This is a genomic window from Roseateles chitinivorans, assembly GCF_050632145.1.
Classification (GTDB): Bacteria; Pseudomonadota; Gammaproteobacteria; order Burkholderiales; family Burkholderiaceae_C; genus Roseateles; species Roseateles chitinivorans_B.
The window spans coordinates 2,331,918-2,346,056 of sequence record NZ_CP192577.1 but is presented as its reverse complement, the minus strand read 5'-3'; the positions used below and the strand labels follow the sequence as shown (position 1 = coordinate 2,346,056).

General features: G+C 64.6%; 11 protein-coding genes and 4 pseudogenes. 2 read left to right on the top strand and 13 right to left on the bottom strand.

Annotation, left to right across the window (positions count from 1 at the left end; genetic code table 11):
* Window positions 1-39: 39 nt before the first annotated feature.
* Genes ACQ86G_RS10735 through ACQ86G_RS10725 form a run of 3 tightly spaced genes read right to left on the bottom strand, consistent with a single transcriptional unit; the run spans window position 40 to window position 2,457 of the window.
* The gene (locus tag ACQ86G_RS10735; protein WP_431260550.1) at window positions 40-747 is read right to left on the bottom strand and encodes a type 4a pilus biogenesis protein PilO; all 708 of its coding nucleotides are present in this window, start codon (window positions 745-747) and stop codon (window positions 40-42) included.
* A gap of 7 nt (window positions 748-754) precedes the next feature.
* Entirely contained in the window at window positions 755-1,381 is a 627-nt protein-coding gene (locus ACQ86G_RS10730) for a PilN domain-containing protein (RefSeq protein ID WP_431260549.1), read from the bottom strand.
* On the bottom strand, window positions 1,378-2,457 hold the full coding sequence (locus ACQ86G_RS10725; RefSeq protein ID WP_297528858.1) for a pilus assembly protein PilM: 1,080 nt from the start codon (window positions 2,455-2,457) through the stop codon (window positions 1,378-1,380). Before ACQ86G_RS10725 ends, ACQ86G_RS10730 begins: the two co-directional genes overlap by 4 nt.
* Before the next feature lie 443 nt (window positions 2,458-2,900).
* Here ACQ86G_RS10725 and ACQ86G_RS10720 point away from each other — a divergent pair, with 443 nt between their 5' ends.
* Window positions 2,901-5,342, top strand: coding sequence for a penicillin-binding protein 1A (locus ACQ86G_RS10720; RefSeq protein WP_431260548.1), 2,442 nt, complete (start codon window positions 2,901-2,903; stop codon window positions 5,340-5,342).
* A gap of 56 nt (window positions 5,343-5,398) precedes the next feature.
* On the opposite strand, the pseudogene cyaY reads toward ACQ86G_RS10720, so the two are convergent.
* Window positions 5,399-5,745: pseudogene (cyaY, locus tag ACQ86G_RS10715) on the bottom strand (iron donor protein CyaY).
* A gap of 43 nt (window positions 5,746-5,788) precedes the next feature.
* On the opposite strand from cyaY, the gene lptM reads away from it, so the two are divergent.
* Window positions 5,789-6,007 (top strand): LPS translocon maturation chaperone LptM, encoded by a 219-nt coding sequence (gene lptM / locus ACQ86G_RS10710; RefSeq protein WP_431260547.1) that lies wholly within the window; start codon window positions 5,789-5,791, stop codon window positions 6,005-6,007.
* Window positions 6,008-6,034: 27 nt separating this feature from the next.
* Here the strand turns inward: lptM and ACQ86G_RS10705 are convergent, their stop codons facing one another.
* The 9 genes and pseudogenes from ACQ86G_RS10705 to ACQ86G_RS10665 all read right to left on the bottom strand — a co-directional run bounded on the left by ACQ86G_RS10705 (window position 6,035) and on the right by ACQ86G_RS10665 (window position 13,984).
* Window positions 6,035-6,184 carry an oligopeptide/dipeptide ABC transporter ATP-binding protein gene (locus ACQ86G_RS10705; RefSeq protein ID WP_431261371.1) on the bottom strand — a complete coding sequence of 50 codons (150 nt, stop codon included), beginning with the start codon at window positions 6,182-6,184 and terminating at the stop codon, window positions 6,035-6,037.
* Window positions 6,173-6,723: pseudogene (locus tag ACQ86G_RS10700) on the bottom strand (ATP-binding cassette domain-containing protein); the annotation flags it as partial. The pseudogene ACQ86G_RS10700 and the gene ACQ86G_RS10705, both read right to left, overlap by 12 nt.
* Window positions 6,720-7,094, bottom strand: a complete 375-nt coding sequence (locus ACQ86G_RS10695) for an ATP-binding cassette domain-containing protein (protein ID WP_431260546.1) — start codon at window positions 7,092-7,094, stop codon at window positions 6,720-6,722. The pseudogene ACQ86G_RS10700 and the gene ACQ86G_RS10695, both read right to left, overlap by 4 nt.
* Window positions 7,087-8,097, bottom strand: a complete 1,011-nt coding sequence (locus ACQ86G_RS10690) for an ABC transporter ATP-binding protein (RefSeq protein ID WP_431260545.1) — start codon at window positions 8,095-8,097, stop codon at window positions 7,087-7,089. Before ACQ86G_RS10690 ends, ACQ86G_RS10695 begins: the two co-directional genes overlap by 8 nt.
* 16 nt (window positions 8,098-8,113) lie before the next feature.
* Window positions 8,114-8,955, bottom strand: a pseudogene (locus ACQ86G_RS10685) (ABC transporter permease).
* 173 nt (window positions 8,956-9,128) lie between these two features.
* A complete protein-coding gene (locus ACQ86G_RS10680; protein WP_431260544.1) occupies window positions 9,129-10,349 on the bottom strand; it encodes a M20 aminoacylase family protein in 1,221 nt (406 codons plus the stop codon).
* 1 nt (window position 10,350) lies between these two features.
* Window positions 10,351-11,327: pseudogene (locus ACQ86G_RS10675) on the bottom strand (ABC transporter permease).
* Between the two features lie 240 nt (window positions 11,328-11,567).
* Window positions 11,568-12,629, bottom strand: a complete 1,062-nt coding sequence (locus ACQ86G_RS10670) for a porin (RefSeq protein WP_431260543.1) — start codon at window positions 12,627-12,629, stop codon at window positions 11,568-11,570.
* Window positions 12,630-12,934: 305 nt separating this feature from the next.
* Window positions 12,935-13,984 carry a porin gene (locus ACQ86G_RS10665; RefSeq protein WP_431260542.1) on the bottom strand — a complete coding sequence of 350 codons (1,050 nt, stop codon included), beginning with the start codon at window positions 13,982-13,984 and terminating at the stop codon, window positions 12,935-12,937.
* Window positions 13,985-14,139 lie beyond the last annotated feature (155 nt).

The following is a 14,139-nucleotide window of genomic DNA, read 5'->3' as shown; positions in this document are numbered from 1 at the left end:
ACTTGCTGAACGGCACCGAGGCGGAAAGAACGAAGCGCGTCATTTCTTCTTCTCCGCGGCCGCCGTGGCCTTCCTTTGCTCTTCAACCTCGGTCGGATCCAGATAGCGATAGGTTCGTGCCGTGGCCTCCATCGACAACACCGCATTGGTGTCCGTGCGCGGCGGTGCACTCGAATTGGAAGAGACGCCCGGGATCGCGATCGAGAGGTCGTGCAGCGTCACGATCCGCGACAGGTTCGACACGTCTGCCGTGAAGGCACCGATGTCGTGATATCGACCGGACACCTTGATTGAGATCGGCTGTTCAGCGTAATAGTCACGCATCACGATGTTGCCCGGACGGAACAACTCGAACTGGAGACCGCGCCCCAAGCCCGCCTGGTTGATGTCCGAAAGCAAAGCATCCATCTCGGCCTTGCCAGGCAACTGCTTTTCCAGCTGCAGCACGTATTCCTCGACTTGGCTCTTCTGCTTACGGAGTTCAGGCAGGTTCACGGCCTGCGTCAACTTGTTGTTGAAGTCTTCCTTCAACTGCGGTTCCTTCTGAACCTCGGCATCGAGCACCGACTGCTCGTCAGACAGCACGGCGAACCAACTCAAGCCCACAGTCAACAGTGCCACCACCACGAACGAAGCGTACTTCGGCGCCGGCGGCCACTGGCCCGGCTCCTGCATGTTCAGGTTCTGGAACTGACCAGAGAAATCCGCGAACCAGGCGTTGAGGTCCAGGTTTTTTAAACTTGCCATGGGGTCCTCACACCTTCTTCGCCGGAGCGTCCGTTGCCGGCTTGGCGCCGGGGCCGCTGGCGGCGCCGGCCGCAGGTTCGGGTGTCACGCTCTTGATCCCAACTTTGATCGAGAAGTCGAACAGACGGCGCGGGTCGCGGGGATTTACCGGTGCCGCCTTGATCTCGACGAGATCGGGGTTCTCGACCCATTCGGCGCGGCTCAGATTGCGCAGCATCTCGGAAACGCGCTCGTTCGACGCCGCCACGCCGGCCACCACGACAACCTTGTTGACTTGACGAACCGATTGCAGGAACACGCCCTCAGGCGTGAACTTCGCCAGCTCGTTGAGTAGGTGAACCGGTGTATTGCGGTCGCTTTGCAGGTTTTCGACCGCGCGCTGACGGGCGCGCAGTGCTTCAATCTCCGCGCGCAGCGTCGCGATGTCCTTGATCTGGATGTCGAGCTTGGAGATCTCGGCCTTCAGGAAGTCATTGCGCGCCGCTTGCGCTGCGGTCAATTGCTGCAGCATCAGGTAGATGAAGGCGGCGATCAACACGCCGACGGCGAAGGACATTCCCAGCCCGACGAAGAACGCGGCCTTGCGGCGCTTGCGCTTCTCCTCGCGGTGCGGGAGCAGGTTGATCAGAATCACTGAAAGAACCTCCGCATGGCGAGGCCGCACGCTGTCAGATAGGCCGGGGCTTCACGGCGCAACTTGGATTCGCGCACTGCCGACCCGAGCACCATGTTCTCGAAAGGATTGACCACCATGCAGGCAAAGCCGGTCAGTTCTGTCACCCGCTCCTTGAGGCCAGGTAGCGTCGCGGTACCGCCGGCAAGCATGACGTAGTGGACCTTGTGATGCGGCGTGCTGGTGAAGAAGTATTGGAGGGCACGGCCGATCTCCTGCGACAGCGAGTCGACGAAGGGATTCAGCACTTGCGTCTCATAGTCGTCGGGCAGTTCGCCACTGAGCTTCTTCAACTCCGCCTCCTCGAACGAGAAGCCGTACTGTCGAGAGATCAATTGGGTCAACTGCGAGCCACCAAAGGCCTGATCGCGGTCGTAGAGCATTTCATCGTCGCGCAACACCTTCAGCGAGGTGGTGTCCGCACCGATCTCGAACAGCGCAACGAGCGCGTCTTTGCCCTCATTGGGCAGCGTTTCCACCAGACGGCCGACTGCCATCCGTGATGCATGGGACTCGATGTCCAGCACGACCGGCTTGAGACCAGCAGCCTCCGCCAGCGCCTGGCGATCCTGCACGCGATCCTTGCGGGATGCGGCGATCAGTACCTCGACGTCGCCGACGGAGGTCGGGCTCGGGCCGATGACGCAGAAATCCAGCGAGACCTCGTCCAGGGAGAACGGGATGTACTGGTTGGCCTCGGCCTCGACCTGCAACTCGAGCTCCTCCTCGCGGAGGCCCGCCGGCAACATGATCTTCTTGGTGATGACCGAGCTCTGAGGCATCGCCAGCGACGCCTGTCGGGTTCGGCTGCCACTGCGCGTGACCACCCGGCGGACAGCGTCCGCAACCTCGTCGAATTTCTCGATCTGGCCGTCGGTAATCCAGCCTTTTTCGAATGGCTCTGTGGCGAAACGTTCAAGAACGTATTCGCCATTCGAGTTTTGACTCAATTCCACAAGCTTGACACTGGACGACGAGATGTCCAGGCCAATCATGGGTGGATGCGCACGTCCGCGCAGTAGGTCCAACAGCCCCATGATGCGTTCCCTCAACGCGCCGCTCATGCGCCGGTTTGTTAATAAGTTACTTGAATGCTATCAGCAAAGCCTTTGTCGCCCCAAGGCAAAGCGGTCACAGCAAGTAACGCAGCGTTGCGTAACATACACGCCACCGATGGGTGGGAAAAGCGCCAAAAATCGACGATTTCCACCCCATTTCGGAAGGTATTGCTCAAATTCCCGCTTTGCCCAATCCTCCGCCCGGACACCTTCAAGAGGGATGTCTCGGGTTCGGCAGAAAAGGCAGCCGCGCAGTGTCCGCGAAAGTCCCCACCACACCTGTAACAGTCAAGTGGCCGCGGATCGGACCCACGGAGCCCCGCTGGGGGCCGTTCCTATAATCGTCGCTCGCGGCCCGCATCGTCACCCGTACAGGCCCTGATAGGGCGCGGCCAGGCACGCAAGATTGCACACTCCGGCCCATGCCCTCGAAGAATTCCCCCGACAACGAACCCTCCTTCGACGCCCCGTCCGATTCGGGCAAGGGCAGCGCCCCCAGGAAAGAGAAGAGCGACGCCCCCCGCAAAAGGCCCAAGGACGACGCCAAGCCGCGCCGGCCCTGGTTCGTGCGGCTGCTCGGCTGGCTGTTCGGGCTGGTGCTTGCCGGAGTGGGCGCCGTCGTGCTGCTGGTCGGCATGGCGCTGGCGATCGCCTATCCCCAGTTGCCCGACATCAGCGGGCTCACCGACTACCGGCCCAAGCTGCCGCTGCGGGTGATGTCCAGCGAGGGCCAGTTGCTGGCCGAGTACGGCGAAGAGCGCCGCAGCTACTCCGACATCCGCGAGATCCCCAAGCTGATGCAGGACGCCATCCTCGCCATCGAGGATGCGCGCTTCTATCAGCATGGCGGCGTGGACTACCTGGGCGTGATCCGGGCCGGCCTTGCCAACGTCAGTGAATCCAAGAGCCAGGGCGCCTCGACGATCACGATGCAGGTCGCGCGCAACTTCTACCTCTCGACCGAGAAGACCTTCACGCGCAAGATCTACGAGATCCTGCTGGCGCTGAAGATCGAGAGCGCGTTGCCCAAGGAGAAGATCCTCGAGATCTACATGAACCAGATCTTCCTGGGGCACCGTGCCTACGGCTTCGCGGCTGCCAGCGAGGTCTACTTCGGCAAGCCCCTGAAGGATCTGTCGGTCGCCGAGGCCGCGATGCTTGCCGGGTTGCCGAAAGCACCATCTGCTTACAACCCCATCAACAATCCGCGCCGCGCAGTGTTGCGTCAGCAATACATCATCGACCGGATGCTGGAAATGGGCTTCATCACGCCCGAGCAACACGCCCAGGCCAAGGCCGAAAAACTGCGCATCCGGCCGCCGCAGGAAGCTGCGAGCCATGCGGAGTATGTTGCCGAACTGGCCCGTCAGCTGATCTTCAGCCAATACGGGGACGAGGCGTATACGCGCGGACTGAATGTCTACCTGACGCTGCACGCGGATGAACAGGAGCGCGCGTATCGCGCGTTGCGCCGCGGGATCATGGACTATGAGCGCCGGCAGGTGTACCGCGGGCCCGAGGCCTACGTGGACCTTCCGGCCGACCCCAAGGAGCTCGATACCCGCATTGCCGAAGCGCTTTCCGACCACCCGGCCAATGACGAACTGCTGGCGGCCGTGGTGCTGGAAGCTGGCCCGAAGCAGGTCGTCGCAGCGCTGCAGAGCGGCGAGTCGGTGACCATCACCGGCGAAGGCCTGAAACCGGCCACGTCGGGCCTGTCCGACAAGGGCAACCCGAAGACGCGCATCCGTCGGGGCGCGGTGATCCGTGTGATCAAGCTGGTCAGGAACAACAAGGACGAGTGGACGATCACCCAGCTGCCCGAGGTCGAGGGCGCCATGGTGGCCCTCAGCCCCAAGGACGGCAGCGTACGGGCGCTGGTCGGCGGCTTCGACTACAACAAGAACAAGTTCAACCACGTCACACAGGCCTGGCGGCAGCCGGGCTCCAGCTTCAAGCCGTTCATCTACTCGTCCGCGCTCGAGAAGGGCTTCAACGGCGCGACGATCGTCAATGACGGTCCGCTGTTCTTCGATGCGACGACCACGGGCAGCCAGCCCTGGGAGCCCAAGAATTACGACGGCCAGTTCGACGGACCGATGCCGCTGCGACGTGCATTGGCCAAGTCCAAGAACATGGTGTCGATCCGGGTGCTGCAGTCAGTGGGCGTGAAGTACGCGCAAGACTGGATCACGCGCTTCGGATTCGACGCCGACAAGCACCCGGCCTATCTGACGATGGCGCTGGGCGCGGGGTCGGTGACGCCGATGCAGATGGCGCAGGCGTACTCGGTCTTCGCCAACGGCGGCTACCGGATCGCGCCCCAGCTGGTCCAGCGCATCACGGACCACGCCGGTCGCGTGCTCTATCAGCAGCAACCGAAGCAGTTCGAAGACTCGCAGCGGGCGATCGAGCCCCGCAATGCCTACCTGATGGACAGCCTGCTGCAGGAAGTCGCGCGCAGCGGCACGGCGGCTCGCACCCAGGCCACCCTCAAACGCCCCGACATCTACGGCAAGACCGGCACGACCAACGACTCGATGGACGCCTGGTTCGCGGGCTTCCAGCCCGAGCTGGTGTCGGTCGTGTGGATCGGCTATGACCAACCCCGCAAGCTCGGCGACCGCGAGACCGGCGGCGGTCTGGCGCTGCCGGTGTGGATCGAGTTCATGCAGTACGCGCTGCGCAACACGCCGGTCCAGGAGATCCAGCCGCCCGAGGGCGTCGTCAACATCAACGGGGAGTGGTACTACGACGAGTTCGCCGGCAACAGTGGCGTGAAAGCACTCGGCAGCGAGGAACATGTGCCGACCAGCGGCTCCGAGGAAGAGAAGAAGAGCATCCTCGACCTCTTCAAGCGCTGATCCACACGACCAACGCAAAGGCGCCCCGCGGGGCGCCTTTTCATGAGGCCACAGCCTCAGACCTGGGTGAAGCTCAACGATCGCCCGGCGTGATGCGACGCTTCCTCAGACAGGCGCGCGAAGAAGGCGACCCCATCCTTGGTGTCGATCCACTGCCCGTCGACGAACTTGAAGTGATAGCCCCTCGTCGCGACGCGAGCCACAGCTCGTGCAGCGGCGGCTGCGTGTTGACGACGATCTTGCTGCGGTCCGGGAACTCCAGTTCCAGCAGGCCGCCGGTGCGATGCTGGTCGATATCGACGACGTCATCGTCGAGCCAGTTGTCGACGTCGGATTCGATGCTGGCCAGTACGGCGTCGGTGCGGGCGTCGTAGTCGGCGTCGGTCAGCGGAGTGGGGATCATGGGCAGTCGGAAGCGGGCTCGCAAAGGACTAGACTGCGAGCCCATGAAGAACGTGAAGACGCGAAGTGTAGGCCTTGCCTCCACGCCGACCCGCCGCCGCGCCGCCAAGGCCATGACGACCCTGATGTTGTGCGCGGCCGCGCTCGCCGTCAGCGCCTGCGGCCAGAAGCGCCCGCTGCAATTGCCGCAGGCCAAGCATCCGGCACCCGCCTCGGCGTCGAACGTCTCTTCGCCCGCCTCGGCGGCAAGCGCCGTGAACTGACGCCGCGACCTTCACGCGAGGCGGACGTCAGATCCGCCCTTCCTCCACCGCGTGACAGGCCACGCGGATTCCCTGGAAATCGAGCAACTGCGGCCGCTCCGCGCTGCAGCGCGCATTTGCATGCGGACAACGGGGATGGAAGCTGCATCCGCTCGGGGGATTCAGCGGATTGGGCACCTCCCCTGCACGGGGGTGCGTGAACGGCCCGTCATGTGGATGTCGGGAATCGCGTCGAGCAGCATCCGCGTGTAGGGATGCCGTGGCGTCGCAAACAGCGCGCGCTTCTCGGCCTGCTCCACCAGACGACCGAGGTACATCACGCCGACCTGGTCGGCCACGTGACGCACCACCGCGAGGTTGTGCGAGATGAACAGGTAGGTCAGGCCCTGCCTGCGCTGCAGGTCCTTCATGATGTTCAGCACCTGCGCCTGCACCGAGACATCGAGCGCCGAGGTCGGTTCGTCGCAGACAAGGAACTCCGGCTCGGTCGCCAATGCGCGCGCGATCGAGATGCGCTGCCGCTGACCGCCGGAGAATTGGTGCGGGAACTTCTCCGCGTCTGCGGGCGACAGACCCACCGATTGCAGGAGCTCTCCGACCCGAAGCTTGAGGCCCTCTGCGTCACGCACCAGCCCGTGCTCGCGCAGCGGTTCTGCAACGATGTCCTGCACTTTCCAGCGCGGGTTCAGGCTCGCATAGGGATCCTGGAAGATCATCTGCATCCGGCGGCGCAGCGCCAACGCCTGCTCCCCTTCAGGGTGACGGCGATGTCGGCATCGTCGAAGCGCACTTCACCATGCGTCGGCGCATACAACCCCACCAGCAGACGCGCCACGGTGCTCTTGCCACATCCTGATTCGCCGACGAGCGCGAGCGTCTGCCCCTTCTCGATCGAGAAGCTGACGCCGTCCACCGCGTGGACGAATTGCCTGGGCTTGCGCTCGATCACGCGGTTCAGCCATGGGGCCGACACGTCGAAGGTCTTGGCCAGATCACGCACCTCGACCAACACCTCGCCGGCGCCCCTCGTCGCAGGTACGCCATCGGCAGCCCCCATCGAAGCCGGCGCGCGCGTCGTCTCATTCAAGACCGTCATGCCACGCCCCCTGCGCCACCGCGACATCCGCCGCATGCAGCCAGCACGCCGCCTGGGTCGCTGGCGCCTTCATCAATTCCGGACGCTGCTCGTGGCAGCGATCGAAAGCCCGCGGGCACCGCGGATGGAAGGCGCAACCCGCCGGGATCGATGTGAGTCGCGGCATCGCGCCATCGATCTGCACCAGGCGCTCGCGGTCCTCGTCCATCGACGGGATCGATCCCATCAACCCGGAGGTGTACGGGTGACCGGGGCGATGGATGACCTCCTGCACCGGTCCGATCTCGGCAACACGCCCGGCATACATCACGGCCACACGGTCGCAGGTCTCCGCGATCACGCCCATGTCGTGGGTGACCAGCATGACCGCCGCGCCCTGCTCCCGGCACACCCGCTTCAGCAAGGCGATGATCTGCGCCTGGATCGACACGTCCAGCGCCGTCGTCGGCTCGTCGGCGACGATCAGCTTCGGATCGGCGGCGAGCGCCAGCGCGATGACCACGCGTTGCCGCATGCCGCCTGAGAACTGGTGCGGGTACTGGTCCACGCGCGCCTCCGGCGCCGGGATGCCGGTCGCCGCCAGCAGCTCGATCGCGCGGGCCCGGGCCTGCTTCGCAGTCAGGCCGAGATGCGTCGTGATCGTCTCGACCAGTTGCCGACCCACGGTGTAGAGCGGATTCAGCGAGGTCAGCGGATCCTGGAATATCGCGCCGATCTGCCGGCCCCGCACGCGGCGCATCTGGTCGGCAGGCAGATTGTCGATGCGGCGGCCGTCGAGGAGGACCTCCCCGCCAGCAATGCGGCCGGGCGGCTCGAGCAGGCCGATGATCGCCGCACCGGTCAATGACTTGCCGGCACCCGATTCGCCGACGACACCGAGCACTTCGCCGGGCGCGATATCAAAGGACACGTCGTCCAGCGCGAGCAGCGTGCCACGCCGGGTCGGGAATTCCACGCGCAGGTGGCGGACTTGCAACAGGGGAGCGGAGGTCATGGGGCCGTCCATCGATTCAGCGCAGGCGGGGATTGAGCGCGTCGCGCAGCCAATCGCCAAGCATGTTGACCGACACCGTGATCAGCACCAGCATCGTGCTGGGCCAGATCGTGATCCACCATTCGCCGGAGAAGAGGAAGTCATTGCCGATGCGGATCAGCGTGCCCAGCGAAGGGCTCGTCGGCGGCACGCCGACGCCGAGGAAGGACAGCGTCGCCTCGGTCAGGATCGCCGAGGCCACCTGCAGTGTGGCCAGCACCAGCACCGGGCCGGTCACGTTGGGCAGCACATGCCGCCACATGATTGCCAGGGGCTGCACGCCGATCACGCGCGCGGCCTGCACGTATTCCTTGTTGCGCTCGACCATCGTCGAGCCGCGCACGGTGCGGGCGTACTGGACCCATCCCGTCAGCGAGATCGCGAGGATCAGCACCGCGAAGGCCAGCGACTCGTGTGCGTCCTTGAACACGACACGGCCGATGCCGTCGATCAGCAGCGCGATCAGGATCGACGGGAACGACAGCATCACGTCGCAGATGCGCATGATGAAGGCATCCACCTTGCCACCGACGAAGCCGGACAGCAGTCCCAGGCCGACGCCGATGATCATCGACAGGATCACCGACGCCACGCCGACCAGCAGCGAGATCCGCGCGCCGTACATGATCGCCGAGAGCAGGTCGCGCCCCTGGTCGTCGGTACCGAGCAGGTACTTCGACGACCCCCCTCGATCCAGGCCGGCGGCAGCCGCGAATCCATCAGCTCGAGCGCGGAGAGATCGAAGGGGTCGTGCGGTGCGATCCATGTCGCGAACAGTGCGCAGACCAGGCAGCACACCGCGACAAAGGCCGCCACCATGGCAAACGGCGATCGGGTGAAGGAATGCCAGACGTCGCCATCGAGGAAGCGCTTGAGCGCATTCGGCGGGCGCGGAGCCGGCGCGCCGGGGGCCGGCGGAGGAGGAAGGGATGCGGTCATTCGGGGATCGGGAAGGCGAGCTGTCGGATCGATGGCGGGCGCGACGATCCCGCTCAATGGGGCGCGAGCGGAAGTCCCTGCTCGACGAGGGCCGCGAACAGCGCGGACCCGAGCGGCAGGATCTCGTCGTTGAAGTCGTAACGCGGCTGATGCAGTCCGCAGGGACCGCCCTGCCCCAGCCGCAGGTAGGCGCCAGGCCTGGCCTGCAGCATGAAGGCGAAGTCCTCGGAACCCATGCTCGGCACCAGCTTGTCGTCGACGTTCTCCGCGCCGACCAGGGACTGCGCCACTCGCACGGCGAAGTCGGCCTCGCGCGCGCTGTTGACGGTGGCGGGATAGAGGCGCTGGTAGTCGACCTTGGCGCTCGCGCCGAAACCCAGCGCGACCGATTCGACCAGACGCGTCATCCGCTCCTCCAGCAGCTGCTGCACTTCAGGCTTGAAGCTGCGCACCGTGCCGGTCAACTGCGCGGCTTCGGGGATCACGCTGAAGGCGCTCGGCTCGCCGGCATGCATCGAACACAGGCTGACGACCGCCTGTTCGATCGGCGCGATGTTGCGCGACACCAGACTCTGCACGGCGGTGATCACGTGACCGGCGATCAGCACCGGATCGACGCTCAGGTGCGGATGGGCGCCGTGACCGCCCCGCCCCTGGATCGTGATGTTCACGCGGTCCGCCGCCGCCATCATCGCGCCGCGGTTCAAGCCGATCTTGCCGGGCGGCAGGTGCGGCCAGTTGTGCATCGCATAGATGGATTCGACCGGGAAACGGTCGAACAGGCCGTCGGCGATCATCTCGCGCGCACCGCCGTACCCCTCCTCGCCGGGCTGGAACACCAGCACCGCCGTGCCCGCGAAGCGTCTCGTCTGCGCCAGGTAGCGCGCCGTGCCCACCAGCATCGCGCAGTGACCGTCATGGCCGCACGCATGCATCAGGCCCGGCGTCGACGAGCGCCAGGCGAAGTCGTTCTGCTCGCGCAGCGGCAACGCGTCCATGTCGGCGCGAAGTCCGAAGAGTCTCGGCGGCGTGCCCGGTGTCGTCTGGCCATGAATGGTCGCCACGATGCCGGTGCGGCCGAGCCCCTGATGGATCTCGTCGACACCACAGGCCTTCAGCGCCTGCACGATGCGCGCGGCCGTGCGGTGCTCCTCGAAGCCGAGTTCCGGCATCGTGTGCAGCTCGCGGCGCAGCGCGACAAGCTCGCCGCGCGCCTCGAAGAGTCGCTGGTAGGTGCCCGCCGCGGTGGCGGTGAGATGCTCTGGAGCGTTCATGTCAATGCGCGCCGCCACTCACGCGCAAGCGCGGATCGACAGCGAAGTACAGCAGATCGACGGCCAGGTTGATCACGACGAAGATCAGCGAGATCAGGCAGAGGTAAGCCGCCATCACCGGGATGTCGGCGAACTGCACCGCCTGGATGAACAGCAGGCCCATGCCGGGCCATTGAAACACGGTCTCGGTGATGATCGCAAAGGCAATCAGCGATCCCAGCTGCAGGCCGGTGATCGTGATGACCGGCACCAGCGTGTTCTTCAGCGCATGCCCGAAGTAGATCGTGCGGTCGGTGAGGCCTCGCGCCCGGGCGAACTTGATGTAGTCGGCGCGCAGCACTTCCAGCATCTCCGAGCGGACGATGCGCATGATCAGCGTCAATTGGAAGACGGCCAGCGTGACGCCCGGCAGCAGCAGATGGCGCAGCCCGTCACCGGTCAACAGCCCGGTGCTCCAGGCGCCGAGCATCACGACCTCGCCCCGTCCATAACTCGGCAGCCAGGCCAGCTGCACGGCAAAGATGAGGATCAGCAGGATCCCGATGAGGAAAGTCGGCAGCGCCACGCCCAGCAGTGACAGCGTCATCAGCAGCTGCGAGCCAAAGCTCCCCGCCGCAACGCCGCATAGACCCCCAGCGGGATGCCGAACACCAGCGCGATCAACGCCGCCGTCGCCGACAACTCCAACGTCGCCGGGAAACGCTCGGCGATCAGCGCGGAGACCTTGCGCCCCTGCTTCAGGCTGACCCCGAATTCGCCCTGGGCCGCATTGCCGGCGAAATGGGCGAACTGCACGATGAAACTCTGATCGAGTCCCAGATCCTTGCGAAGCTGCTCGCGCTGCTCCGGCGTGGCGTCCTGCCCGAGGAGGTTGTTGACCGGGTCGCCCACGTACTGGAACAGCATGAAGGCGATGAAGGCCACCGTCAGCATGACGACGACGGCCTGCGCCAGGCGGCGAAGAATGAAAACCAGCATGAACGAGGGCCTCCGGCATGGGCTCGGGCGACGTGGCTTGTGACCTGCCCTGGCACGACCTGACCCCGGAGGCGGGGCACATCAGAAGGGACCCATCATCAAGGAGCGTTCGCCCACCGGCAAGTGGGTTAGCCCTTGACGCAGCGTGAACGCGACGTCGCCCCGGCCGTCGCGCAACAACGAAAAAACCGCCCGAAGGCGGTTTCGCTCGCAGGCGCGGCCCAGGGCCGCGGGTTGCGATCAGAAGCGGTGACGCAAGCCGACGATCGAACCGCCGCGCTTTTCCGCACCGTTGGCGAAACGGACTGAGCCTTCCGAGAACTTGGTGTAGTCGAGCTCAAGATAAGCGTCCGTGCGCTTGGAGAAGGCGTAGTCGGCAACCACGGCGAGGTAGTGGCTCTTGCCCTTGCTGCCGTTGGCCAGCAGATAGTGCGTCTGTGTCGCGTACCAGTAGTGGGCGCCCAGGTTCAGTTGCGGCGTCAACTGGTAGGTGGCACCTGCGGAGACCATGTCGCGCTTCTTCACGTCATTGGCAGACGCGTTCAGGATGTTGCCCAGCAAGCCGGCCGTGTACAGCGTCCCCAAGGTGCCGCCCTGATCGAACTTGTTGGTGGCCCAGGACAGGTTCACGTACCACGGTCCCGAGGTCCAGGCGCCACCCGCGGTGTAGGCCTTGACCTTGCGGCCTTGCGGATCTTCCACCTGCAGATAGGCGCCGCCTGCGGCGATCGGGCCGTCGGCATATCGCAGCAAGCCACCGACCGACTTGTTCGGGCCGGTGCCCTCGCCGGCGGAGACCTGGATCTCGCCACGGATGGGGCCGGACTCGAACAGGTACTTGACCATGTTGTCCTGGCGCGCGCCCAGCGACAGGCCGATCTCAGGCTTGTAGGCCTCGATGTAAGGCGAGTACTTGAACGACGCGTAGGTCGACGTGTAGATGTCGAACAGGATGTTGTATTGGCGACCCAGCGTGATGCGGCCGAAGTCGGCCGACTGGATGCCGACCCAGGACTGGCGCCAGAAGTCGGCAGCGGCCGGGATGCCGGTGTCGGAGCTCAAACGGTGCTCGAGGTTGGCGATCGCCTTCAGGCCGCCACCCATGTCCTCGGTGATATTCACGCCGAGACGGCTCTGGGACATGCCGCCAGGAATCACCTGCTTCTCGGAGCTTCCGACGTTGGCGTTGCTGGTCCAACGCAGACCGACGTCGACGATGCCGTACAGCTGCACGCTCGACTGTGCCCAGGCGGCACTGGTGCCCGCTGCCAGGATGCTCAGCGCCAAGGCGGCTTTCTTCATGTGATGTCTCCTATCTATGTTTGGTGTGGTCGCCGAGATCGATTCTCAGCGAAGGCCCCAGACGGAGATGCTTTGTGTTGCACATCGCCCACGCGAGCAAACCCTGTCAAGTTTGTGACGCCACAACAGGGGGAAAACCCGCAAATACTGTCTACAAAATCAACAACAGTGCGTTGCGGCGACAGTGCTTGATCGCCTCGCGCAAGACCTGGCACCTGCGCGACACCAGGCCTACGGACAAACGTTGAGACGAAAAAAGCCGCCCCGAGGGGCGGCTTTCGTAGCGCAGTGCGCTGATCCGGGGATCAGAAGCTGTGCTTGATACCGACGTCCAGGCCGCCCGACTTGCCGCCAGCAGCTGCCGGCACGGCATTGCTTTGGACACGGAAGGAGCCGTTGTCGTTGTCGATGATCGACGCCGTCGTGTACAGCGCGGTGCGCTTCGACAGGTTGTGCTGGTAGCCGATGGTGAACGCTTGCGCGTCGCCACGCAGGCCGGGGGCAGCACGGTCAGCCGCGCTGTTCGTCTCAGCCTTGCTGTACTGGGCGGTCACCGAGCCGGCAGCCGTCACCGGCACCACGGCACCGATCGTGTAGATGTTCTGCTTGTAGCTGAACACCTTCAGTTGGCTGTACAGGGCGCTGACCTTGACGACCTTGAAGTCGTACGAAGCACCCAGCGACGCCCACTTGAACTTGGTGTTCTGGGTGTCGGTGGTCTGGTAGCCGCCGGCGACGTTCAGGTCACCCGCCTTGTAGCCCAGACGGCCGCCGTACATCTTGCGGCCTTGCTGGCCTTCGCCGGCTGCCACGTCGAACGAGCCGTACACGCCGCCCAGATCGCTCGGCAGGAAGTACTGGACCAGGTTGTCGGCACGGTTGTTCGTGTCGTAGTTCGTGTTGGCCAGCGTCGTGCCAACCAGACCGAAGCCTTGGTACACGCGGGTCACGTCACCCAGACCGGTGGTGCTGTAGACGTCGAAGTCGTCGACGACCAGACGGGTCGAGGTCTTGCCACGGCCCAGGCGGACTTCACCGAAGTCGCCCATCAGGCTCACGGAAGCACGACGGCTCCAGAAACGGCCGAAGCTGTCGCCGGACGAACCGGAATCAGCAGCCAGACCGGCTTCCAGCCAGAAGCCAGCCTTCAGGCCGCCGCCCAGGTCTTCGACGCCACGGACGCCGAAACGGCTGGAGGAGCTGCCGTCGTTCGTCAGTTGCTTGACGTCGTTGCCATTGGCCTTGGTGTAACGGGCAGCCACGTCGATCACGCCGAACAGCGTGACAGACGATTGAGCGGCAGCGGCACCAGCGAATCCAGCCAGCACAGCCAGCGCGACGAGAGATTTCTTCATTAGAGACTCCTAGATCTTCAATGAGGTTGCGGTTGGTAGATCGCCCGCAAACCAAGCTCCTGCAATGAAGCTGTGGTGTATTGCAACAGGTCCGATCCCGCCTGACCAGCCGCCACCCCGGAAAAGTCCTGATTTCGTTGGATCGAAGCAACGCG